Source organism: Natrinema gelatinilyticum, from assembly GCF_024266705.1.
GTDB lineage: Archaea > Halobacteriota > Halobacteria > Halobacteriales > Natrialbaceae > Natrinema > Natrinema gelatinilyticum.
This window is the reverse complement of record NZ_CP100756.1, coordinates 1,622,939-1,644,362: the sequence shown is the minus strand read 5'-3', so window position 1 is coordinate 1,644,362 and position 21,424 is coordinate 1,622,939. Positions and strand designations below refer to the sequence as shown.

Below are 21,424 nucleotides of genomic sequence, written 5' to 3'. Positions count from 1 at the left end.
CTTCGGGGTCAAGCCCCGAGGCTTCCTGTTTCCACGACGCGCTTTGCAGATTCCGCGAGGGAATCCACAGGGAGTGCAGTCTCCGCAGGCGTGGATTCGGAGTCTCCCATTCCTACTTGGTGGCGACGGCGGAGCATCTGCCCCGGCTTGTTTTCGCCGACTAAGACAGATGCGGTGGATGCCGTCACACCACTCTGTTCGAGGTGTTTCGACATGATGATTTGGTTCACTGCGTGTCGGCTTCATCCACGGGGTCAAGCCCCGTGGCATTCGCCTCGTACCGCTTGTAAACGCGATCAGTCGTCGTCGCTGACCGGCTCGACGGATGTTCGGTCCGCGATGAGCCGATCTGCGATGACGTGATCGCGCGTCTCCTCGGCGGTCGCCTTCCGCTGGAACAGCAGCTTTGCAGCGACGTCCCAGGCGAAGACGATGGCACCGAGAATTAACAGCGTGTCGCCGGGCATCCGCAGCCAGAACAGGGTCTGGATCAGTTCGCCGTTGTAGAACTCGAGGCTGCGAGCGGCCGCGTATCCTTGCGTGAAGGCAGTCTCGAGCTGGAGGAAGCCGACGGGGAGCAGCGACAGGAAGATCATCAGCGCCAGCCCGACGTTACAGAGCCAGAACGACCAGCGGAGGCGTCGGTCAGTCCAGCGAGCGTCGCGGGTGGTCACCCGGAGGATGTAGACGGCCATCCCCATCGCGAGCAGGCCGAAGGCACCGAACATCGCGCCGTGTGCGTGGGCGACGGTGAGGTACGTGCCGGTTTCGTAGTAACTGACGATCGGGAGGTTGATGAAGAAGCCGATCACGCCGGCGCCGAAGAAGTTCCAGACGGACGACGCGACGATGAAGTAGAACGCCGTTCGGTAGGGGAAGTCGGTTCCTGCGGTGTCCATCGCCCGGTACTGGCCGAGCGCTTCGTAGAGGATGAACAGCAGGGGGATGAACTCGAGGGTGGAGAAGACGCTGCCGATCGGGAGCCACACTTCGGGGAGGCCGGCCCACCAGTAGTGGTGAGAGACGCCGATGATCCCGCTGCCCATGACGAGGGCAGCCTGGAAGATGACGGCCTTCTCGGCGGCCGTCTTCCGCAGGAGGTTCATCGAGACCAGCGTCAGGGCGATGACGACGAGGATGAAGAATTCGAAGACGCCTTCGACCCACATGTGGACGACCCACCAGCGCCAGAACTCCGTCACCACGATGTTCGTCCGCGGCGTGTAGAGGAATCCGGCGGTAAACAGCAAGCCGATCGAGCCGCCGGCGTAGACGATCATGTGTGCCAGCCCGTACCGGGGCTCGCGGTCGAGCAGCGGCTTGAAGCCGCGGGCGACGAGGACGGTCCAACCGAGGAAGCCGACCAACAGGCCCACCTGCCAGACGCGGCCGATCTCGAGATACTCGAGGCCCTCGTTGCCGACCAGCCACCAGAGCCGTCCGCCGAAGACGTTGTTGATGCCGAGCCAGATGCCGACCAGTGCGCCGACGGCGACGACCAGTAACGCGCCGATCAATGCCTTCACGTACAGCGCCTGTTTCGGCGGTTCGCGGCCGGTCAAAAGCGGCGCGAGGAAGAGACCCGCACCGAGCCACATCGTGGAGATCCAGAGGATACCGAGGTCGATGTGCCAGGTCCGGGCGATCGACCACGGTAGCCACTGGAGGACGTCGAATCCAATGGCCTCGTGGAGGCCGAAGAAGCCGTCGCGCTCGACGTAGTAGTGGGCGAGCAACCCACCGAGGAACGTCTGGGCGACGAACAGTACCGCGCCGATTAGAACGAATCGGGTGCTCAGGAGTTGGCTCGGTGTCAGATCGATCTCCTTCGGATGGGGGATCGAAACGCCGTCGGCCTCGGGTTCGGGGAGTTCGACGGACCGGTAGAGCCAGACGGCGATTCCGGCCCCGCCGACCAACAACACCATCGCGATGACACTCCAGATCATCACGGGGCCGCCCGCGTCGTTGCCCGCGGCGGATGAATACGGCCAGTCGTTGGTAAACGACGTCGCCGAGCCCGGACGATCGGTGTGGGAGATCCAGGCGGTCCACAGCGCGAAATCGGCGAAGTTTTCCGCCTCCTCTACGCTCGGCACTTGTCCCTCAGGGATTCCGCGTTCACGGTCGCCAGCGTGGTAGCGCTCGACGTAGTCCTCACGGACCCGCTGGTGAGCGTACACCTCGGCATCGGAGTACTGGACCCGTGAACCGTACTCGCTCGACTGCAGTTCCCGACGGACTCGCTCGTCGATCCCCGCCTGCACAGTGGCGTTGAGAGCCGTATAGTTCTCGCCGTGACGCGCCTGCGCGTAGTACTCGCGCATGTACTCGGTCTTCGACTCGAGCGCGTCGGCGGTGTAGTCGGTGTCGTAGTAACTGCCGCGGCCGAGGATCGAGCCCTGGTTCATTAGACCGTTCTCCTGAAAGACCGCCTTGCCGTTCCGAACGTCCTCGCTCGTCGCGACGGGTACGCCGTCGGGCCCGACGATGGTGTCAGGGATGTCGGGCGAGTTCGCGTAGGAGAGCCAGGCCCCACCGCCCATGACGACGAGGTTGACGGCGAAAATCACCGCGAGGAACGTCGCCAGTTGCTTTCGTTTCACTTGCATGACGATTGAGAGTAGGGACGAGAGCCCCGTCAAAGGGTCCGCCATTTCCTATGGAGTGGAAGCGGTGACGAACGTGTTCGCGTAACAGACTATGGGGAACGAGACGGTGGGTTCAGGTCGGTCTTCAGGTGACGACGCGGTAGCGGTCGGTCGACGCGGGGGGAGCACCACGATACCGATCGGTCGACATGTAGAACAGAGACAGTGAGTAGTGAACTACTCCGCCCTACCGCGCTCGGGCCTCCCCGGCCCTCGCTTGGTGCGGACGGAGCTTCCTGTTTCTGTGTCGGAACGTGCAGGAACAGATCCCACAGCGGTTCCAGACTCCGCAGGCGGCTTCCCTTTACGGGCGGTTCGGAGTGTCCCGCTCCTACCGAATCGACACTCGGCCACAACCGACGATGCACGCTTGTTGTCGCGTTTGAACACCGCCGGAAACGTGGTGAGCATCTTATTCTCACCTTCGACCGAAGGGATAATAAGGGTGCCGATTCATACGAAAACAAGACGTGCGGGCGCTGTCTCCCCTCTCTGCTCGCTTCGCTCGCTGAGGAAGGGGGGTTAGCGTCCTCAATTACAGCTAATCCGCTCGAAGGCACCGGATCGGCGCGACTGTCGTGGTGCCGCTCGTCAAACACGGGTTCGACGCTCGAACCCGTGAGTCTGCTGTTCGATCGTCGATGGCTCAGTCTGCCGCGGTGACGATTGCGTCCTGATAGCTCGAGACCGCATCGAGGACCGCCTCCCGGTCGTTCTCCTCGACGTCGAACGCGACAAGCGCGTCCTCGAGGTGGGCAGCAATCGCCTGAAAATCCGACGGGGTGATGTCGAGATTGGCGTGGGCGGTTTCCATCGTCTCGCCCGAATATTCGACCGGACCGCCCGCGACCGAACTGATGAACTGTGTCTGATGTGCGCGCTGTGCCTGCATATCGACGTCGTCGAAGTAGTGTGCAACCTGTTCGTCCGCCACGACGTGGTCGTAGAACTCGTCGACGACGGCCGTGATCGCGTCTTTACCCCCGAGTCGCTCGTACAGCGAATCTGCCATCGGGTCGTACATACAGGCTTCGAGTAAAAAAACTTCAGCATGAATGTCTGTCGAAATGAATTTACTGGAATGAATTTGTATGCGGTGCACACGATTGCTGTTGAACGCCGCGGCATCGGCGGTCTGTACGATCCGCAGATTCCGCTCTGATCGTCGCAGCGGCGGGATCCACCGCTCGCTCGGTTCGCGATCGGTCTGGGGCGCGGCGGGCGGTCGAATGGCGCGCCCGTCCGACAAGCGTGCGCTTTTCATACCTTAGGCTCGGACTGACGGCTATGAGAACGCGCGGGACGTTGCGACTGGCGACGAGGGGGTCAACACTCGCCCGGCGACAGGCCGCCCTGGTGAAAGAGGCCCTGGAAGAGCGCCGGTACGAGGTCGAACTCGTCACGGTGGAAACGACCGGGGATCAGATCAGAGACGAGTTGATCCACCGACTCGGGAAGACGGGTGCGTTCGTCCGCGAACTGGACGAGCGCGTCCTCGAGGGAGACCTCGACGGGGCGGTCCACTCGTTGAAGGACATGCCGACCGAACAGCCGAGCGAGCTCGTGACCGCCGCGGTTCCCGAACGCGGTCGGCCGGGCGACGTGCTCGTCACGCCCGACGGGTCGAGCTTCCAGGACCTCCCCCGCGGTGGGACCGTCGGCACCTCGAGTCTCCGCCGGCGCGCACAACTGCTCTCCGAGCGACCGGACCTCGAGGTCGAACCACTACGAGGAAACGTCGACACGCGCCTCGAGAAGCTGCTCGCACCCGCGCTGCAGGAAGAACACCAGGAGCGGACGGAAGCAGACAAAGAGCGCAAAGGAAATGCCGGAAACGAGGACTTCGAGCCTGCGTACGACCGCAGCGTCGACGACTGGTTCGACGACCTCTCGGAACTCGAGCGACGAGCGCTCGGCCGCGAGGTCGAGACCGAATACGACGCGATCGTCCTCGCAGCGGCCGGCCTGGAGCGCAGCGGACTCACCCGGTCCGTCGACTATCGGGAGCTTCCGACGGGGCCGTTCGTCCCTGCGCCCGGGCAGGGAGCGCTCGCGGTGACAGCGAGAGACGGGGAGACGGCCCGCGAGATTCAGACCGCGATCGACCATCCGCGGAGTCGCGTCGAGACGACCGTCGAGCGCACGATCCTCGCCGAACTGGGTGGCGGTTGTATCGCGCCGATCGGTATCTACGCGGTCGTCCAAGGAGAGTACGTTCACGCGACCGTCAACGTCTTCGACCGCGACGGTGCGGAATCGGTGGCCGCCAGCCGCGATCTCCCCGTCGAAACGCACGCCGGGGCCGCCCGAGAGTTCGCACGGGACCTCGCGAACCGCGGCGCGGCGGAGCTGATCCAGGCGGCCCGCGACGACGCGAGCGACGACGTCTCCGAGGAAGATAAGCCCGAGGGGAAGTAGCTAGCGAGTACCGAATGTCAGCACCCGATACCGACGTCGAGCCCGGAACCGTCTATCTCGTCGGAAGCGGCCCCGGCGACCCCGAGCTGTTGACCGTCAGGGCGATACGCCTGCTCGAGGCCGCGGATATCGTCCTCCACGACAAACTTCCCGGGCCGGAAATCATCGAGTCGCTTCCGGAAGACCGCCGCGAGGACGTCGGCAAGCGCGCCGGCGGCGAGCGCACCCCCCAGTCAGAGATCAACGAGCGGCTGGTCGAACTTGCCCGCGCGGGCAAGTCCGTGGTCCGTCTCAAGGGCGGCGACCCGTTCGTGTTCGGCCGTGGCGGCGAGGAAGCGGAGTACCTCGCGGCCCACGAGGTCCCCTTCGAGGTCGTCCCCGCGATCACCGCCGCCATCGCCGCGCCCGCGGTGGCGGGCATTCCGGTCACCCACCGCGATCACGCCTCCTCGGTGTCGTTCGTTACGGGCCACGAGGATCCCACCAAGCCGGAATCGGCCGTCGACTGGGAGGCGTTAGCGGCCACCGGCGGCACCATCGTCGTCCTGATGGGCGTCGGCCGGCTCCCGGACTACACGGCCGCCTTACGCGAGGCCGGCATGGCACCCGACACGCCGGTCGCGCTCGTCGAACGCGGAACTCGGCCCGGCCAGCGAGTCGCGACGGGCACCATAGAGACCATCGTCGACGTTCGCGACGAGGCGGACATTTCCCCGCCCGCGGTGACGGTAATCGGCGACGTGGCGGGCACGCGCGAGTCGGTCGCAGACTTTCTTCGTAACGACTACGGCGCGGCCGCGGATGCCGAATCCGAAGCAGCGGCCGACTCCGAAGGGGAGGACTAATCGATGACCGCCGCACCGACGAACGACGCACCAACCGTCGCCGTCTTTCGCCCCGACGACGACCGCCTCGAGCAAGCCGTCGCCCTGCTCACCAACCTCGGCGCAGAGCCGGTTCCCGACCCGATGCTCGCCGTCGAACCGACCGGCGCGTCCCCCCGGACCGACGCCGACTACGTCGTTTTCACGAGCAAGACCGGAGCCGAAATCGTCTCCGAATCGGGGTGGGAAACGGGTGCGGAAACCGTCTGCGCGATCGGCCCTGCAACCGCCGACGCGCTCCGCGAGGAAGGGTACCCGGTCGACCTCGTCCCCGAAGAGTACACATCGAGCGGGCTCGTCTCGGCGCTCGCGGGCCACGTCGACGGAGAGCGCGTCGAAGTCGCTCGCAGCGATCACGGGAGCGAGGTCCTGATCGACGGACTCGTCACGGCGGGTGCGTACGTCCACGAGACGGTCCTCTACCGACTCGTGCGGCCCGACGGAACCGGAATCGCCGCCGAGATGGCCGCCGCCGAACGGCTCGACGCTGCGTGCTTCACCTCGTCGCTGACCGTCGAACACTTCCTCGAGGCCGCCGCCGAGCGGGGGATCAGCGAGGGCGCGCTCGCGGGACTCGACGCGGCGACCGTCGGCGTCATCGGCGAACCGACGGCCGAGACGGCCGCTGAACACGGTATCGACGTCGATCTGGTGGCGAGCGAAGCCACCTTCGAGCGACTCGCCGCCGAGACCGTCGACGTGGCGACGCCGACCGACGGCGAGTGATTGCCGGAACAGGCGTCAATTTTTGACTTGACGGGTTATATAACGGTTCATGGATCGACTGCCGAGGATCCGACCGTTCGCGAGCGGTAGTCCTCGCCGGAACACGCGCTACGGGAGACACGATGTGATCCGGTGGCCGTTTAGGGAGAACTCCGTCCCTGCCTCGAGTCGCTCGAGCGGGAAGCCGACCAGGCGTGCAACCGGAAATTTATCCCGGATGGCGGCCCATCATTCACCGATGAATCGATGACAGGGCCGGTCCCCGAACTCGAAGATCGTGCGATCGCGTGCGCCGAGGCGCTGTGTGCGGCCGACCGTGTGTTGCTCGCCTCCCACATCGACGCCGACGGACTAACGAGCGCCGCGATCGCCGCACAGGCGCTCGAACGTGCTGGGATCCCGTTCGAGTCGGTCTTCGAAAAGCAACTCGACGAGGAGGCGATCGCGGCGATCGCCGCGACTGACTACGAGACCGTCCTGTTCACGGACTTCGGAAGCGGCCAGCTCGACGTCATCGGCGAGCACGAGGACGCAGGCGACGTGACGCCGGTCATCGCAGACCATCACCGGCCCGCCGATCGGGAGACCGACTACCACCTCAATCCGCTCCTGTTCGGCATCGACGGGGCCTCGGAACTGTCGGGAGCTGGCGCGAGCTACGTCCTCGCGCGAGCGCTCGCGGACGTTCGGTCGCTGACCGCTGCGACCGACGGCAGTGAGCGATTCGATGAATCGCGATCCTCGTCGGAACTCAGTTCCGACGGCGGGGCCGTCGCCGAACAGTCGGGAACGGCGGTCCGCGCCGACAACTGCGATCTGGCCGCCCTCGCCGTCGTCGGGGCCGTCGGCGATATGCAGGCCGCCGGCGGTGAACTCCACGGCGCGAACGCGAATATCGTCGCTGAAGGGGTCGAAGCCGGGGTCGTAGAGACCGGCAAGGATCTCGCGCTCTACGGGAAGCAGACCCGGCCGCTCCCGAAGTTGCTCGAGTACGCCACCGACGTTCACATCCCCGGGATCTCGAACGATTCGAACGGCGCGCTCCGATTCCTCGACGGGCTGGATCTCGAGTTGAAACGCGACGGCAAGTGGCGGCGCTGGGCCGGCCTCACGAACGAGGAAAAGCAGATCGTCGCCAGCGCGCTCGTCCGCCGGGCCGTTTCGCGCGACGTCCCGGCATCGAAGATAGACGGGCTCGTGAGCACGGCTTACGTCTTGAGCCAGGAGCCAGTCGGGACGGAACTCCGGGATGCCAGCGAGTTTTCGACTCTGCTCAACGCGACCGCGCGCTACGAGCGCGCCGACGTCGGCCTCGGCGTGTGTCTCGGCGACCGCGCCGGTGCGCTCGAGCGCGCACGCCAGTTGTTGCGCGAACACCGGCGGAACCTCTCGAACGGAATCGACCTCGTTACCAGCGAAGGTGTCACCCAGGAAGATCACGTGCAGTGGTTCCACGCCGGGAATCGCATTCGCGAGACGATCGTGGGTATCGTCGCGGGAATGGCGATGGGCAACGCAGGCATCAGCCGCTCGAAACCGATCATCGCCTTCGCTGACAAGACCGACGACGAAGTGAAGGTTTCCGCCAGGGGGACTCACTCGCTGGTACGGAAGGGACTGGACCTCTCGACCGTGATGGGAGACGCGTCCCGCGCCGTCGGCGGTGACGGCGGTGGTCACGACGTCGCAGCGGGTGCAACGGTGCCGAACGGAAACGAAGACGCGTTCATCGAACACGCCGACGAACTCGTCGGCGATCAACTCTCCTGAGACGATCGACGAGCGAACAACGCAATCGCACGCCAGGCCGACGACTCGGATCGAAATTGTGGATCTCGTTGTCGAGCCGGACAGCGGTTCGGTTCGTTCCGAATCGCCGGCAACGACGGTTCATCGACGCGAGACCGCGTCACCTCTCAGGTCGATCGGTCCATCGACGCCGGCACGGTTGGCAGCAGCGGCGCGCGCGAAGTAAACATGTATGCCGTCTTGCGAACAGCACCCTTGCCGTACTGGACGGCGCTCTTGCGAATCGGCGTGCGCTTACCGCGGATCTGCGTCCGTCCTTCCAGGATCGCCTCGACGAGGTCGTCGCCGTCGATATCGGCCTTCGATGGGTTCGTCGCGTCGGGCGTGACGATGACTTCGGTGTACGCCTTCCCGACATGAGGGAGATAATGGGCGTCACTGGCACCGATCTGTGGATAGTCACGCCGACGCGCGAACGTTCGGGCGCGTCGGTTCCGGTAGCCGGTGAACAACATCGAATTGTACGTCTCGATCGCGTCGGCGTCGTCGATCCGACGCTTTCGGACACCGTGACGGCTGCGCTGGAACGGGTGTGGAACGATCGCCACGCCGCCTGACTCGCGGACGGTTTCGACGGTCTCCATAAACGGCTGGCCCGGATCGGGGCGTTTCTCGACGCCGATCGCGAGCAGGTGGCCGTGCCGGGTCGAGACCTCGACGCCGGGGATACCGATCAGTCCGTACTCCGGCGCGAGGTCGGCAGCACGGCGTGATTCGTCGATTTCGTCGTGATCGGTGACGACCACCCCGTCGAGTCCGATATCGGCGGCGTGCTCGAGAATGAGTTCGATCGGTTCGTGTCCGTCGTAGGACTCGTCAGAGTGCACGTGAAAGTCGATTGCAAACGGAATCTGAGTGGTCATTGGAGGTCCCAGATAGCTGGTAGCGGGAGTCGTTACCGGCAATACCTCGTTGCCCAGCATAAACACTGTGCTGCCGATCGGAATACCCACCCCCCCGCGTTCAATATATCATTATAGAGTGTACGATAGCGAATTACCCACACTCGAGAACCGGCGATACGAAGCCAGGTACGTCTGCAAACGGTATTACTCATCGAACACCCCCGTTCCAGTCGGTGGGCGCGCGACAACTGTACAACGCAATCGATACGAGCAGCGGCTGAGTCGCGCATTCTTAGTGGCTACCTCGCCTCGGACGAAATCTCACGCGAGAAGGGGTCTCCCGAAACGCAGCGGATTATACGACAGCGGTCCGGTGGGACCATCAACGTCGACGGTGACCGGACGCGAGCGTCAGCGTGTATCACTTCGCTACTCGGACGAGTGGAACAGCCCCTGCGGAACGAGGCCGGAAAGACGAACGCTATCGAGCACGTCGTCGACTTCGAGCGGTCCGTCGGCCGCCGAGACGGTGTCGTGAATACGCCGCATACACTCGAGTAGCCCATTGACCGCGGCCTGACGTGTGGAAACGCGACCGATCGCCTGGGTGACCGCCCGGTCCGTCATGAAGTACCGATATCGGAGCTCCCAGCACCGACAGAGTCCGAGTCCGGGATGCGATCGATTGGCGACGGTACTGTCCGCGATGAGTTCGATCGTCGGATTGCTGTGCCGATAGATGAACCGATCATCGCCGTTCTCCGCAAGCCCCCATCTCGGCGGCAACGCTTCCCGAGGGATGGGAACCTGGTCAACAGCCATGTGCAGCGGTATCGCCCAGAACGGGGGTGTCCGTTCCGCTTGCGAACGCTGGCATCATTATACGGAGTCCGTACCGTTTCAACGACCTGGCATACCGGACGCACTCCGTCAAGACTACCGGCCCGGTTCCGATCGATCACACCGAGATCCGATAGAAGACGAGTCGGTACGGACGAACAGGGCTGGACGAACAGGGCGAGGTCGAACGGAGACGGTGGAAACGGCGAACGCGAGGGAAGCAGGCGGACACGACGTCCTGATCGGCGAGGACGCCCTCGAGCGGGGACGATCGTCCGACTTTTGTCTTCGCTCGTACTGGTGACGGATATGGCCGACTTCGATCCCGAGAAATTCGAGGACAAATACGCGAACTACTTTCCCGAACTCCAGCAGGCGTACAAGAACGCGTTCAACCGAATGAACGACCGCTACGACTCCCAGCTCGTCCACGCGATCGACCAGCAGGTGCTCAACGAAAGCGAGCCATTTTACGACGGCGACGGCGAGTTCCGCGTCGAACTCCCGGATGAGCCCTACGACCGGCTCACGGGCGTTCTCGTCGACGAAGAACGGTTCGAGGACGTCCTCGAAATCCACGTCGAGGAAATCGAGACCGAGCTGCAACGCGTCTTCGGGTTCGCCTGATCCTCGGATAGGACCGTCGCCGAGGGCGGCGGCCGAACATGGAGGACGGAAGGTTTAGGGGGACTGATACCCAAGGGATTTCTATGAGTACTGAGACCCAGAACGACGGTGACGACCTCGAGGAGCGCGTGACGAACTTCCTCCGCCGTAACTTCCCGCAGATCCAGATGCACGGCGGGAGCGCGGCGATCCAGGACATCGATCGCGAGACGGGCGAAGTGAGCATCGCCCTCGGCGGTGCCTGCAGCGGCTGTGGGATTTCGCCGATGACGATTCAGGCGATCAAGAGCCGGATGGTAAAGGAAATCCCCGAGATCGAGAAAGTCAACGCAACGACCGGCATGGACGGCGGTGACGACATGGGTGGCATGAGCCCGTCGTTCCCCGGCGAAACCGTCGACGACAGTGAGGCCGACGAAGGGCCGGAAGCACCGTTCTAACGAGACGGTCGTCACGCGCTGTTCCGAACTGGCGAGTTTCGTTTTCGACGCCGTTCGACTCCCGATAGTGCTCGCTTCGTGTGTCGTGATCGTGCTCGATACCGATCCCCACACGGGCCCAGCCGTTCGGAACGAGCGAACTCGAGGCGGCGTATCGACGCTCAACGCAGACCGTGACCGCGTTCCCAGGTCCTGACCAGCGCCGTGAGCGTTCGGTTCGTCGGCACCTTGAGCCGACGTTCGGCCGCACGGTCGACGACGTAGCCGTTGATGGCATCGATCTCGGTGCGCCGGCCGGACAAGATATCCTGGTGCATCGACGACGTATTCGCCGCCGTCGCTTCGGCGACGGCTTCCATCTCGGCCATCGCCTCGCGATTCGAGAGCGAAACGTCGCAGGCGCGAGCGAGGCGGGCTGTTTCGCGGGCCGCCGCACGTGCGAGGTCGGAGGCCGGCTCTACCGTGATCGCCCCGTTTTCGGTCGCGGTCAGCGCCGTCACGGGATTGATTCCCGCGTTGACCGCGAGTTTCTCCCACAGGCGGCGAGGCATGTCGTCGGCGACAGTCGTCTCGAGGCCGGCGTCTGCGAAGGCCTCGCCGACCCGCGTCGCGGGTGCCGACTGACCGCCGTCTCGGGCACCCAGAACGATATCGCCGTGGCCCGTGCACTCGACCACGCCGGGAGCGCGGAGGACCGCACCGTACGTCGCAGTCCCTGCGAGTACCGGACCGTCGAACCGCGACGCGAGCGTCGCTTCGTTTCCCATCCCGTTTTGTAACGAGAGGACGACGTCGACCGATCCGGTCGCGAGCGCGTCGGCGGCCGAGGCGGTGTCGAACGATTTGACCGTCACGACGGCGAGATCCGCCTCGAGATCCGTGCCATCGGTCGTCGCTCCCGGGAACACCCGAGAGGGGCCGTCTGCGAACGCTCCCTCGAGGCGCACCCCTGACTCACGGACGGCGCGAGCGTGGTCGTCACGTGCGACGAGGGTGACGTCGTGGGTGCGCGCGAGCATCCCGCCGACGAGACTGCCGAGGCTGCCAGCACCGAAGACGACGATTTTCATGGAGCCAGTTCGAGTGGCCGGTACTACAGTATCCCGATTCACTCCGATCGGAGTATCGTCCGTAACACGCTTCGACTGCTCTGGGTATCCCTCGATCGAGATTGGCTTCGGCACCAGCGACGGTGCAGTGATCGACGACGCCATCGCGACCGCCGAAGACGGCTACGAGATGGAACGGAACCGGTACTGAACCCGTTTCGAGACAGTCTCCACTCGAAGGAGCCGATCGTGCGACGATTCCCAGACCGGGCCGATGGGACGACTCTCGAACCTCGGATCGGAGAGACTGACGGACCGCAGACCGGACACCGTCTCATACGGACTACTGTACGTCATTGCCGGTGCAACCGCAGAACGGTCGCGGTTACACCGGTACATCGGTACAGCAGACCGTATCAGTCCTCGGTCCAGTAGTAGAGGTCTTCGCGACCGGCACCGCAGGAGGGGCACGTATCGGGAAGATCGCTATCGAGACGTCCCATCTCGCCGCACTCCCAGCAACGCCACATCAACTCCGCCTCGCCGAACTCGTGACCGGAACGGACGTGCTCGACGCTCAGCCCCTCGAGGCCCTCTCGGAGTGTGACGTAAAGTCCGTCCTCGTCGATGCCTCGTATGCGTCCGATTTCCGTGCCGTCTTCCGTGTACACCGTCGTTCCGAACGCCAGTTGAGACTGTTCCTCGGCCATACGCGACGCTACAGCACAGACCGTGATAAACGCTAGTACGCTATATCGAATGTGATGGCTCCCGGATCCAAGTTCGGATGGTGAGTTACTGTAAATGGTCGTTCAGCCAGGTCTCGTGTATCTGATTGCTGTTATCCGTAGTAAGAACGTCTCTATCACCATTTCACTCCGTTCGAGGGTGACTTCACCAGCACTATGACAGTGTCTTTTTCCCGCTCACCGAGGAAATGGATTTCAATGACAACCGGTGAGATTCCTGTTGACGGTGCTATCGATGCACACGTCCACCTGATGCCTGACCGGCTGATGGTCGCCATTCGCGAGGCGCTCAATGATACAGCGGGCTGGGAATTCGATCACCCGACCAACAGGGAGGCAATTGAGGGAGATCTTCGCGAGCACGGAATCGAGCGATACATTGCGCTACCATACGCTCACAAACCGGATATTGCTGCCGACCTCAACGAATGGTTGCTTGAGGAGGCGAGCAACTCAGAGATGTGTATCCCCTTCGCGACAGTCCACCCTGCCGATGATGTCCACGCAGTCGTTGAGGCCGCCTTCAAGAACGGGGCCCGCGGACTGAAGTTCCAGTGTCCCGTCCAGGAGGTAGCGCCGGACGATCCTCGGCTCGATCCCGCCTATGAACTCTGCGCCAAGTACGACCAGCCAGTCCTCCATCACGCTGGCAACGCGCCGATGTTTGAGGGGAGTCCTCACGTCGGGATCGAACGGTTCCAGCAGTTCCGCGAACAATTCCCGGAGGTGCGGGCCTGTTGTGCTCACATGGGGACGTTCGAGCACGAAGCGTTTCTCGATATCGCCCGTGCCGACGAGAACGTGTATCTCGACACCAGCTTTGCGATGGCGACGGTTGTCGACCACCACGTCGACTTCGACCCCGCCTCTATCGATGACACCATCTTTGAAGACCTCGCCGGCCGCGTCATGTACGGCTCTGACTATCCGAATATGCCGCACTCCTACGAGCAGGAATACGAGGGATTGGTCCGTCGGGACCTCTCGGAGATGGCGTTTGAGGCTCTGTTCCGGGAGGCGACAGAGCAATTCCTCGGTGAGGGATTGTGAACATCGGCCCGACACTCGCTGACCGCGGGTTCGAGACGCTCGACGTCTATCAGTCACTCGAAAACGTCGGTGTTGACTACCTTCTGGCGAAGATCGAGCATTCGGGCGAACTCGAGGTCGCCGAACGAATGGAACGAGACAATAAAGATGTCACCGTCGAACGAACCAAAGTCACTGTTGAGACGCGTTCACATACACGTCTGGCAGCATGCTAACGTTCTGCTGAAGGCGACGCGGCCAGCTCATACGGTCTGCTATAACGATGTACCGGTGCAACCGCGACCGTCCTGTGGATGCACCGGCAATGGCTTCCAGTAGTCCGTATCAATCCTCGGTCCAGTACATCAGGTTCTCCTTCGAACGCCCGCAGTTCGGACACTCGTCGGGAAGTCCGTCGTCGATTTCGCCCATTTCGCCGCACTCCATGCAGCGCCACATCAACTCGGCCTCGCCGAACTCGTGGCCGGCCCGTGCGTGTTCGACACTCATCGCCTCGATGCCCTCGCGAGTCGTCACGAAGAATCCTCCCCGGTCGAATCCGCGGACCTGCCCGAGTTCGTTGCCGTTCGCGTCGTAGACAGTCTCTCCGAAGTCGATGTCCAGAAGCTCCTCAACGGCTTCCTCTTCGTCCTCTCTGGCAGGTGTTTCTCCCATACGTGAGCAAACTCCGCAATGCAAATAAAGCCCAAGCGCGCATTGTTCGAGAGTAATCATCCCGAACCGTGTAGCAAACGTAAACGGGCGTGGCAGTCACAGCAGCCAATGGTAAATGTCCCCGCAATAATAGAAAACAATATACACTCCCCGAATAGAGGCTAGTCGTATGATAACTTATCTCACCCAATATCTGATTGGTGATATCTCTGCAGTCGACGCAGTACCTCTCGGGGCGCTCGAACTGAAGCGGACGCTGAACGGTTGCAATCCGGACGCGACGGTAGTCGTCGGACGGTGCACCAACGACGTGATCCGGTCATGAGCGGGACCGGTGTCGCCACCATCGGCGACTGTCGGATCGCCTACCGGCGAGCGGGAACGAGTGGCCCGGCCGTGGTCCTCTGTCACGGCGCGGGAATCGACGACGCGACCGTCTCGTGGCGACACACGATCGACTCGCTCGCCGACGACTACCGCGTCTACGGACTCGACTGGCCAGAATACGGAAACAGCACGGGAGCGGTCGAACACACCATCGAGGCGTACATCGATGTCCTCGACGGGTTCATCGAGACGCTTCCCGACGAGCGCGTTTCACTAGCCGGTATTTCGATGGGCGGCGGTGTCGCACTCGGCTACGCGCTCGCGAACCCCGACCGTATCGAGCGGCTGGCGCTCGTCGACAGCTACGGTCTCGGGGGTCACCTGCCACAGGCTCTTCCATGGAAGGTTCTGGCCCAGTTCCCCGGCGTGACCGAGTTCGGAAAAATCGCCGCAAGCGCCTCCTCGGCGAGCGTTCGGATGGTCCTCGATAATCTCGTCGCGGACGCCGACGCATTGCCCGAACCCTTCGTCGAGGACGTCCGAACGAGGCTGATGGAACCCGGTTCGATACAGGCGTTCAAGGAATTTCAGGAGAACGAACTCTCCTTTAGCGGTCGCGTCGCGACGAATTTCGCCGACGACCTCGAGTCGCTCCCGGTCCCGACGCTCCTCGTCCACGGAAAGGACGACCCGCTCGTCCCCGTGAAGTGGTCGATACGCGCGGCGGACCGGATTCCGAACGCGGAACTCGCTCTCGTCGACGACTGTGGCCACTGGACACCCAGAGAGAAGCCTGCGTGGTTCAACGAGCGCCTTCGGGACTGGCTGCCGAAAGAACGAGACGCGGCGAAACCACAGTATACCAAGGCAGAGATGCCCGGTATTACTCGAGTCAACAGCGATTAGCCGGGCTTCGACGAAATTTCCGCACATCGCGGACGCGTAACGTCCACTCGACGGAGAGGAGGTGTCACCGAAATCCGCCGTGAGCGAGGCCGGAGGTCGAGCGAGCAGGCCGACGACTGATCCAAAACGTACCGAAGGAGTGAGGAAAGCGTTTGATCGAAACGGTGCCGAGTGCGATCGCACGCAGAACGGAATGGTATTACATGAAGTCCTCGATCCCCGACTGCTTATTCTTGTCGTTCTCGAAAATACTCTCGAGCGAGCGTTCCAGGACTTCCAGCCGTTGTTTCGTGTAGTCCCGGCAGTCGTATTCCTGGGCGACCTGGATGGCGGTTTGCATGTACTTGTTGACCGATCCTTTGTGAACGGTGAGGTTGACGCGCCCCCCGCACTCGCGGCAATCGCCGGTCAGGGGCATCCGTCGGAACTTCTCGCCGCAGTCGAGACACCGCGTTTCCTGCCTGGAGAACGCCCGCAAGTTGCCGATCAGGTCCGGCAGGAAGTGGTACTCGATGACTCGCTCCGCGACGTCCGTCTCGTCGACCGCTTCGAGCTTGCGCGAGAGCTCGAGTTGGGCGTCCATCTTGTCCATCATCGATCCCAGCGTCTTGTACGCCGACAGGTCGGGCCCCATCGCGATGTTCGTGGTGTCGTGGGTATGTTCGAAGCCGGTGTACTCCGTGTCGGTGTTGAGCGTATCCTCGGCGATTTCGACGTCGACGTCCCCGGGATCGGCCTGCTCGCGGGTCGCGAGATAGAACTCGCGTGGATACTGCGAGACGACGTCCATGTTGTGGGCCTCGTCGTCGATTTCGGACGGATCGATTCTCGAAGACATGACGAGGGGCGCGTCCATACGACCGCCCCTGGAAGAGGGGAGGTAGGATCGGCTGAAGTTAATCAGGCCGTCCATAAGTAGCATAACGCAGTCTTCGTCGCCGTCGCACTGCCCGACCGCCAATCCGTTCGCCTCGAGCGTGTGTGTGTCGGAAACCGTAAGACAGTAGGTGTACTCAATCTCGGACGGCACGATTTTGGTCCGCGAGACGATGTCGACCGGTGGGCGACCGCCATCAGTAACCCCCGCTGTGCGCGTGGTTGATTTCGCGGCCGAGCGGGTGGACGCGGCGGTCGGAATCTCAGCCTCGACGTCGAGTTCGCTCGCGGCAACTCGCTCGAGACCGTCGTTCCAGACGACCATCGTGTGATCAGGGGTCACTGTCAGCGATCGTCCCTCCCGAGTTTCGATTCGGACGAGGTGATCCGGCGACGGGTGTCTCGAAACGGCGTCGACCGGTCGGCTCACGTGGTGTCCGCTGTCGTCGATCGACGGGACGGTGACATCTCCCTCGAGGTCTTGAACGAGCGTTCCGACGTCGTCTTTGCGGGGATCAGTCAGCCGTGACTCGACGAACGTCTCGATCGACTCTTCGCTAACGGTTCCCGATTCGCCCTCGTAGCGAATCGTCGTCTCGGGGTGGAAACAATTCCGTCGCTTAGCCGCGTGAAAGTACGGATGCGCGTAGCCGACTGCGGCGCTCGTGAATCCGATCACTCTCCCGACAGTCGCCGCCGACGTGTGGGGGGCCATCCCGAAGACGAGTTCGCCGACGAGTTCCTGGCGGTCCTCGAACTCGTAGAACGGCTCGAGACCGTAGTATTGCTCGAGCAGATCGTCGATGAAGTCGGCGGTCCGGAGCATGTGTTCGGCCGCGCCGTCCGAGAGGACGATGTCCTGGACTTTGAGTTCGATCAGTTGGTCCTCGTGGGTGAGCGGTTCGCCGTGGATGTCCGACTCGTAACCGAGTGCCTGCAACTGGCCGACGTCGACGTCGAGTTCGGTCGCGCGGACGGCCGTGACCGGCAGGTCGGTCATGTCGTAGCGAACGGTGCCGTCTTTGAACGCGCTCACGTCGTGCTTCGCCCGCAAGATCCCCTTTTCGATTGGTTCCGGGATCTTGTTCGTCGACGTGAGCCCCTTGACGCCCTTGAGGATCTCGAAGGCGTTCTCGCGCTCGCCGATCGACTCGAGGGCGCTACGAAACTCGTCGTTGATGTCGATTTCGCGCGGTTCGACGCAGGTCGCTTCGCGTTCGCAGCGAGAACACTCGACGCGTCCGGCGTCGTCCGGTTCGACCCGCTGGTCGCAGTCGGGACAGCGGTAGTCAGGGGTGGTGCGGTCGGTACACTCCGGACAGCGGTTCTTGAACGTCTCGGTCCCGCAGTTCACACAGCGCTGGCGACCGATTCCGATTTCGACGACGCCGGGCGTATCCGACATCGTCTCGGCGTGCTTTGCGGCGTCGGCGACGTTGCGCTGAGCGCCGCCGGCTTCCCCAATGGGAAAGAGCGTGTGGACCGGCGGACTCAGGTCGCGACGCTCGGACTTCTCCGGACGGCCCATCCGATTGCCGATCCGTGTCGGCGCCCGCTCGCGGACCGTGAACGGGGCGACCTCGTTAACCGCTTCGATGGCGTTGTCGCCCTCGGTCTCGTGGCTCCACGTTCGAGCGCGTTCGGAAAGATCGGCGTTGGCCCAGGTGCGCTCGAGTTCGATTGCCAGTTCGTCTTCACTCGTATCGGATTCCATCGCGGCCCCGTCGGCGACCGTTCGGCGTGGGCTACAGCCGAGCGTTCGGACGAACGGGCGCCAGTCGTCGATCTCGATTCGGCCCTCGTTCTCGTGTTGGCGATGCTCGACGACGATCGTCTCCAGGGCGTCACGGACGGGATCCGTATAGTCGAGGACGAGCGTCCCGCCGTCGTCCATTCCGTCGCCGCTACTCTCGCCCTCGATTCGGCCGTCTGACACTGCCGCCGCGAGGCCGCAAAACGAATCGACCGAGAGATCGTGCCAGAGGGGCGTGTATTCGGGATGCAGTGGAGCATCGTACTCGAGTGCCCATTCGAGGGCCTCCTCGGGATCGGGGGACTCGAGATCGATGCGGGGGTCGTCCTGGAGGGCCTGTACGTCGGCCCCCGCGTCGTCGAGATCCTGAACCCACCACTCGTAGGTGTAGGAGGCGGGTGCGAGCGGGTGGTTGTTCTCGACGAACTCACCGTAGTTGACGAGGTACTCACCGAGGTCGAGGATCTTCTCGACACCGTTTCTGATCTCGAGGGCGTCCTCGGGGTCGTCGATCCGACGGACGTCGCCGTTCGCCAGTTTGACCGTCGGTCCCTCGAGGGAATCGACGGGAACGACGCCAGCGGCCTTGCCGGGCCGTTCGGTCTTGATCTGGGTGCCCGTCGCGAGGAAGTCGTCGACGAGATGCATCGCGGCGGGGTGGACGCCAGCGGTGGCGAAGCCGTGATTGCGTGCCCGGCCGTAGCGCAGGCGAAAGCCGCCCTTGGCGCAGGGGTGAGAGAAGACTGGGCGGCCCGCGATCAGGTCCCGGAGGAACTTCTGTGATCGCTCGACGCGCGGCGGGCCCTCGAGATGGCCATCGCCATCGTCGCCGTCGCTCGCGGCGATCTCGTCATCCGCGTCCCCGTCGTCACTGTCGCCGTCGGATTTCCCAGTCGCGTCGTCCTCGTCCTCGGCGTCGTAGTAGGTGCCGTCGATGAGGTCCTGGAGCCACGGCCAGTCGACCTCGTCGAGATTGCGGGTGTAACGCTGAATTTTCGGCGCCTTCAGCGCGATCCCCTCGGCGAGGACCAGACACATTCCGCCGCGGGCGCTGTTGGTATCGACTCGCTCCAGATCCCGAAACCCCGATACCTCCTCGTCGCCCGTCGCTTCGCCGTCCAGCATGATCGGCATGTGCTCGGCGATAAACTTCGTTTCCGTGTCCTTCGGCGTGTACTGGAGGCCGGTCTCCTTGTCGTAGAGTGAGATTTCCTCGGCATAGCGTTCGATCTCCTCCTGTCGGGCCGTGAACTGTTCGATTCCGACTAGCGCACGCGTGTAGTCGGCCACGAGGACGGACAACGCCTGTGCGGTCCCGCCCGCCGAGCGGATCGGGCCGGCGTAGTAGACGTTGACGAACTCAGTCCCGTCGTCGTTCGTGAGGATTTCAACTTTGTCGATCCCCTCGATGGGCGCTGCGACCACCCCCTCGGTCAGCAAGGCGACGGCGGTCCGAACCGCGCCTTCGACCTTGCCAGCTTTCGTCTCGTAGTCGCCGACGCGTCCCTCGGCGAAGTCCTCCGCGAGCGCGAGGGCCGCCTCTTCTCTGCTCATTCGCCCCTCGAGTTCGCGGACACGCTCTGCGACGCCCTCGATTCCGAGGATGTTCTCGACGCGGTCGGCCATGTCCTGTGCGACCGGGATCTCGACGTCGGTGTTCGGATCGCCACCGCGTTCTTTGGCGCGCTCGGCCACGTCGAAGGCCGCCTCGAGCTGGGATTCGAGCCGTTCGAAGTATCGTTCGTCTTCCGCGCGCATATCAGAGCCAGAGATCGAGTTCAGTGACCTCGTCATACTCGCGCTCGAGGGGCTCCTCGAAGACGCGCATGTGGACCTCGCCGGCCCAGACCGTCGCCTCGTTCAGGTGGCCGGCGACCGCCTCGCCATCCGGATCCGACAGCACCGCGTGGGTGTGTGCGAACCGCTCTCCATCGAGCCAGGAGACGTTCCCGGTACAGCTCGCGACCTCGAGTGGCTCGTCGAACGCGATCGGATGGTACTCGCACTCGTCCTGATCGTAAAACCAGAGTTCGGCGTCCTGAACCGCACCGAGAGCGGTAAACCAGGCGGCGTCGGCGTCGACCGCGTCCGCGAGCGACTCGATCTCCGCGCGCCAGTCGGCACCCGTCTCGAGGCGGGCGACGTATTCCGCCGCAGTCTCGACGGCTCGATAGTTCATACACACGTACTGTGTGGGCCGATAGAAAAAGGTCCCCCCTTCCGGTGATAGATTTGCCACACTTGCACTGCTATCGACCGTTCCGCCGTGTTCTCCCGAGGGAATGCTCCGATGATTTGAGCTGGTTTGAGCAGCCAGTATCTGTCTGTTTTTGGACTGATGGCCTTCCTGTCCGAAGTTTGTTCGTCTCTTGATTTTGTGTATCAATATAAAATTCTGGCAGACAATTCGTCACTCTCATCCCTTCGCGTTATGTTGGATGCGCGGTCAGCGCTCACCGTCGAGCCAGGAGACGTTCCCGGTACAACTCGCGACCTCGAGTGGCTCGTCGAACGCGATCGGACGGTACTCGCACTCGTCCTGATCGTAAACCAGAGTTCGACATCCCGGACCGCACCAAGAGCGGTAAACCAGGCGGCAGCGTCGACCGCGTCCGCGAGCGACTCGGTCTCCGCGCGCCAATCTGCCCATTTCGAGGTTTACTGATACGGTCTGCTGTACGTCATTGCCGGTGCAACCGCGACCGTCCTGCGGATGCACCGGTACATCGGTACAGCAGACCGTATGAGAGGCGAACAACGCCGACTGGCTCAGTAGGCTTGGTTGTACTAACTAGAAATTACCGAAGCCCTCGAGAGGCT

Annotated in this window: 19 protein-coding genes and 2 pseudogenes; 10 read left to right on the top strand and 11 right to left on the bottom strand. The window is 63.2% G+C overall.

Annotation, left to right across the window (positions count from 1 at the left end):
- Nucleotides 1–8 precede the first annotated feature (8 nt).
- The 3 genes and pseudogenes from NJU76_RS27010 to NJU76_RS08045 form a co-directional block, all read right to left on the bottom strand.
- Nucleotides 9–116: pseudogene (locus NJU76_RS27010) on the bottom strand (RNA-guided endonuclease TnpB family protein); the annotation flags it as partial.
- A 180-nt stretch (nt 117–296) separates the two neighbouring features.
- On the bottom strand, nt 297–2,612 hold the full coding sequence (locus tag NJU76_RS08050; protein ID WP_254532437.1) for a nitric-oxide reductase large subunit: 2,316 nt from the start codon (nt 2,610–2,612) through the stop codon (nt 297–299).
- Between the two features lie 685 nt (nt 2,613–3,297).
- Nucleotides 3,298–3,663: a group I truncated hemoglobin gene (locus tag NJU76_RS08045; RefSeq protein ID WP_254532245.1), complete on the bottom strand. Its 366-nt coding sequence runs from the start codon at nt 3,661–3,663 to the stop codon at nt 3,298–3,300.
- A 275-nt stretch (nt 3,664–3,938) separates the two neighbouring features.
- Between NJU76_RS08045 and hemC the strand changes: the two genes are divergently transcribed.
- The 4 genes from hemC (at nt 3,939) to recJ (ending at nt 8,449) form a co-directional block, all read left to right on the top strand.
- Nucleotides 3,939–5,069, top strand: a complete 1,131-nt coding sequence (gene hemC / locus NJU76_RS08040; protein ID WP_254532244.1) for a hydroxymethylbilane synthase — start codon at nt 3,939–3,941, stop codon at nt 5,067–5,069.
- Between the two features lie 14 nt (nt 5,070–5,083).
- Nucleotides 5,084–5,914 carry a uroporphyrinogen-III C-methyltransferase gene (gene cobA, locus NJU76_RS08035; protein WP_254532243.1) on the top strand — a complete coding sequence of 277 codons (831 nt, stop codon included), beginning with the start codon at nt 5,084–5,086 and terminating at the stop codon, nt 5,912–5,914.
- A gap of 3 nt (nt 5,915–5,917) precedes the next feature.
- Nucleotides 5,918–6,679 (top strand): uroporphyrinogen-III synthase, encoded by a 762-nt coding sequence (locus tag NJU76_RS08030; protein WP_254532242.1) that lies wholly within the window; start codon nt 5,918–5,920, stop codon nt 6,677–6,679.
- 246 nt (nt 6,680–6,925) lie between these two features.
- Nucleotides 6,926–8,449: a RecJ family nuclease gene (gene recJ, locus NJU76_RS08025; RefSeq protein ID WP_254532241.1), complete on the top strand. Its 1,524-nt coding sequence runs from the start codon at nt 6,926–6,928 to the stop codon at nt 8,447–8,449.
- A 146-nt stretch (nt 8,450–8,595) separates the two neighbouring features.
- Here recJ and NJU76_RS08020 read toward each other — a convergent pair whose 3' ends face one another.
- Together NJU76_RS08020 and NJU76_RS08015 are read right to left on the bottom strand one after the other, a co-directional pair.
- Nucleotides 8,596–9,351 (bottom strand): CehA/McbA family metallohydrolase, encoded by a 756-nt coding sequence (locus tag NJU76_RS08020; RefSeq protein ID WP_254532240.1) that lies wholly within the window; start codon nt 9,349–9,351, stop codon nt 8,596–8,598.
- Between the two features lie 411 nt (nt 9,352–9,762).
- Nucleotides 9,763–10,155 (bottom strand): hypothetical protein, encoded by a 393-nt coding sequence (locus tag NJU76_RS08015; protein ID WP_254532239.1) that lies wholly within the window; start codon nt 10,153–10,155, stop codon nt 9,763–9,765.
- A gap of 327 nt (nt 10,156–10,482) precedes the next feature.
- Here NJU76_RS08015 and NJU76_RS08010 point away from each other — a divergent pair, with 327 nt between their 5' ends.
- Entirely contained in the window at nt 10,483–10,800 is a 318-nt protein-coding gene (locus NJU76_RS08010) for a DUF5783 family protein (protein ID WP_254532238.1), read from the top strand.
- An 83-nt stretch (nt 10,801–10,883) separates the two neighbouring features.
- Nucleotides 10,884–11,240, top strand: coding sequence for a NifU family protein (locus NJU76_RS08005; RefSeq protein ID WP_254532237.1), 357 nt, complete (start codon nt 10,884–10,886; stop codon nt 11,238–11,240).
- Between the two features lie 161 nt (nt 11,241–11,401).
- Here NJU76_RS08005 and NJU76_RS08000 read toward each other — a convergent pair whose 3' ends face one another.
- A complete protein-coding gene (locus NJU76_RS08000; protein ID WP_254532236.1) occupies nt 11,402–12,310 on the bottom strand; it encodes a ketopantoate reductase family protein in 909 nt (302 codons plus the stop codon).
- Here NJU76_RS08000 and NJU76_RS07995 point away from each other — a divergent pair.
- Entirely contained in the window at nt 12,309–12,500 is a 192-nt protein-coding gene (locus tag NJU76_RS07995; RefSeq protein ID WP_254532235.1) for a hypothetical protein, read from the top strand. The two genes, NJU76_RS08000 and NJU76_RS07995, sit on opposite strands and share 2 nt — an antisense overlap.
- A 205-nt stretch (nt 12,501–12,705) precedes the next feature.
- Here NJU76_RS07995 and NJU76_RS07990 read toward each other — a convergent pair whose 3' ends face one another.
- A complete protein-coding gene (locus NJU76_RS07990; protein WP_254532234.1) occupies nt 12,706–12,999 on the bottom strand; it encodes a DUF7130 family rubredoxin-like protein in 294 nt (97 codons plus the stop codon).
- Between the two features lie 237 nt (nt 13,000–13,236).
- Between NJU76_RS07990 and NJU76_RS07985 the strand changes: the two genes are divergently transcribed.
- Nucleotides 13,237–14,088: an amidohydrolase family protein gene (locus tag NJU76_RS07985; protein WP_254532233.1), complete on the top strand. Its 852-nt coding sequence runs from the start codon at nt 13,237–13,239 to the stop codon at nt 14,086–14,088.
- Complete coding sequence (locus NJU76_RS07980) at nt 14,085–14,303, top strand: hypothetical protein (protein WP_254532232.1); 219 nt, start codon at nt 14,085–14,087, stop codon at nt 14,301–14,303. The genes NJU76_RS07985 and NJU76_RS07980 overlap by 4 nt, the downstream gene beginning before the upstream one ends.
- Before the next feature lie 109 nt (nt 14,304–14,412).
- Here the strand turns inward: NJU76_RS07980 and NJU76_RS07975 are convergent, their stop codons facing one another.
- Nucleotides 14,413–14,742 (bottom strand): anaerobic ribonucleoside-triphosphate reductase, encoded by a 330-nt coding sequence (locus tag NJU76_RS07975; protein ID WP_254532231.1) that lies wholly within the window; start codon nt 14,740–14,742, stop codon nt 14,413–14,415.
- Between the two features lie 321 nt (nt 14,743–15,063).
- Here NJU76_RS07975 and NJU76_RS07970 point away from each other — a divergent pair, with 321 nt between their 5' ends.
- Nucleotides 15,064–15,975, top strand: a complete 912-nt coding sequence (locus NJU76_RS07970) for an alpha/beta fold hydrolase (RefSeq protein WP_254532230.1) — start codon at nt 15,064–15,066, stop codon at nt 15,973–15,975.
- Between the two features lie 199 nt (nt 15,976–16,174).
- On the opposite strand, the gene NJU76_RS07965 is transcribed toward NJU76_RS07970, so the two are convergent.
- The 3 genes and pseudogenes from NJU76_RS07965 to NJU76_RS07955 form a co-directional block, all read right to left on the bottom strand.
- The gene (locus tag NJU76_RS07965; protein ID WP_254532229.1) at nt 16,175–20,362 is read right to left on the bottom strand and encodes a DNA-directed DNA polymerase II large subunit; all 4,188 of its coding nucleotides are present in this window, start codon (nt 20,360–20,362) and stop codon (nt 16,175–16,177) included.
- A 1-nt stretch (nt 20,363) separates the two neighbouring features.
- On the bottom strand, nt 20,364–20,783 hold the full coding sequence (locus NJU76_RS07960) for a PPC domain-containing DNA-binding protein (RefSeq protein WP_254532228.1): 420 nt from the start codon (nt 20,781–20,783) through the stop codon (nt 20,364–20,366).
- Nucleotides 20,784–21,053: 270 nt separating this feature from the next.
- Nucleotides 21,054–21,250: pseudogene (locus NJU76_RS07955) on the bottom strand (PPC domain-containing DNA-binding protein); the annotation flags it as partial.
- Between the last annotated feature and the right edge of the window lie 174 nt (nt 21,251–21,424).

Bases quoted from the DNA above. Each gene is read 5' to 3' on its own strand.
- NJU76_RS08050 (WP_254532437.1), bottom strand. From the start codon at position 2,612: ATGCAAGTGAAACGAAAGCAACTGGCGACGTTCCTCGCGGTGATTTTC.
- NJU76_RS08045 (WP_254532245.1), bottom strand. From the start codon at position 3,663: ATGGCAGATTCGCTGTACGAGCGACTCGGGGGTAAAGACGCGATCACG.
- hemC (WP_254532244.1), top strand. From the start codon at position 3,939: ATGAGAACGCGCGGGACGTTGCGACTGGCGACGAGGGGGTCAACACTC.
- cobA (WP_254532243.1), top strand. From the start codon at position 5,084: ATGTCAGCACCCGATACCGACGTCGAGCCCGGAACCGTCTATCTCGTC.
- NJU76_RS08030 (WP_254532242.1), top strand. From the start codon at position 5,918: ATGACCGCCGCACCGACGAACGACGCACCAACCGTCGCCGTCTTTCGC.
- recJ (WP_254532241.1), top strand. From the start codon at position 6,926: ATGACAGGGCCGGTCCCCGAACTCGAAGATCGTGCGATCGCGTGCGCC.
- NJU76_RS08020 (WP_254532240.1), bottom strand. From the start codon at position 9,351: ATGACCACTCAGATTCCGTTTGCAATCGACTTTCACGTGCACTCTGAC.
- NJU76_RS08015 (WP_254532239.1), bottom strand. From the start codon at position 10,155: ATGGCTGTTGACCAGGTTCCCATCCCTCGGGAAGCGTTGCCGCCGAGA.
- NJU76_RS08010 (WP_254532238.1), top strand. From the start codon at position 10,483: ATGGCCGACTTCGATCCCGAGAAATTCGAGGACAAATACGCGAACTAC.
- NJU76_RS08005 (WP_254532237.1), top strand. From the start codon at position 10,884: ATGAGTACTGAGACCCAGAACGACGGTGACGACCTCGAGGAGCGCGTG.
- NJU76_RS07995 (WP_254532235.1), top strand. From the start codon at position 12,309: ATGGAGCCAGTTCGAGTGGCCGGTACTACAGTATCCCGATTCACTCCG.
- NJU76_RS08000 (WP_254532236.1), bottom strand. From the start codon at position 12,310: ATGAAAATCGTCGTCTTCGGTGCTGGCAGCCTCGGCAGTCTCGTCGGC.
- NJU76_RS07990 (WP_254532234.1), bottom strand. From the start codon at position 12,999: ATGGCCGAGGAACAGTCTCAACTGGCGTTCGGAACGACGGTGTACACG.
- NJU76_RS07985 (WP_254532233.1), top strand. From the start codon at position 13,237: ATGACAACCGGTGAGATTCCTGTTGACGGTGCTATCGATGCACACGTC.
- NJU76_RS07975 (WP_254532231.1), bottom strand. From the start codon at position 14,742: ATGGGAGAAACACCTGCCAGAGAGGACGAAGAGGAAGCCGTTGAGGAG.
- NJU76_RS07970 (WP_254532230.1), top strand. From the start codon at position 15,064: ATGAGCGGGACCGGTGTCGCCACCATCGGCGACTGTCGGATCGCCTAC.
- NJU76_RS07965 (WP_254532229.1), bottom strand. From the start codon at position 20,362: ATGCGCGCGGAAGACGAACGATACTTCGAACGGCTCGAATCCCAGCTC.
- NJU76_RS07960 (WP_254532228.1), bottom strand. From the start codon at position 20,783: ATGAACTATCGAGCCGTCGAGACTGCGGCGGAATACGTCGCCCGCCTC.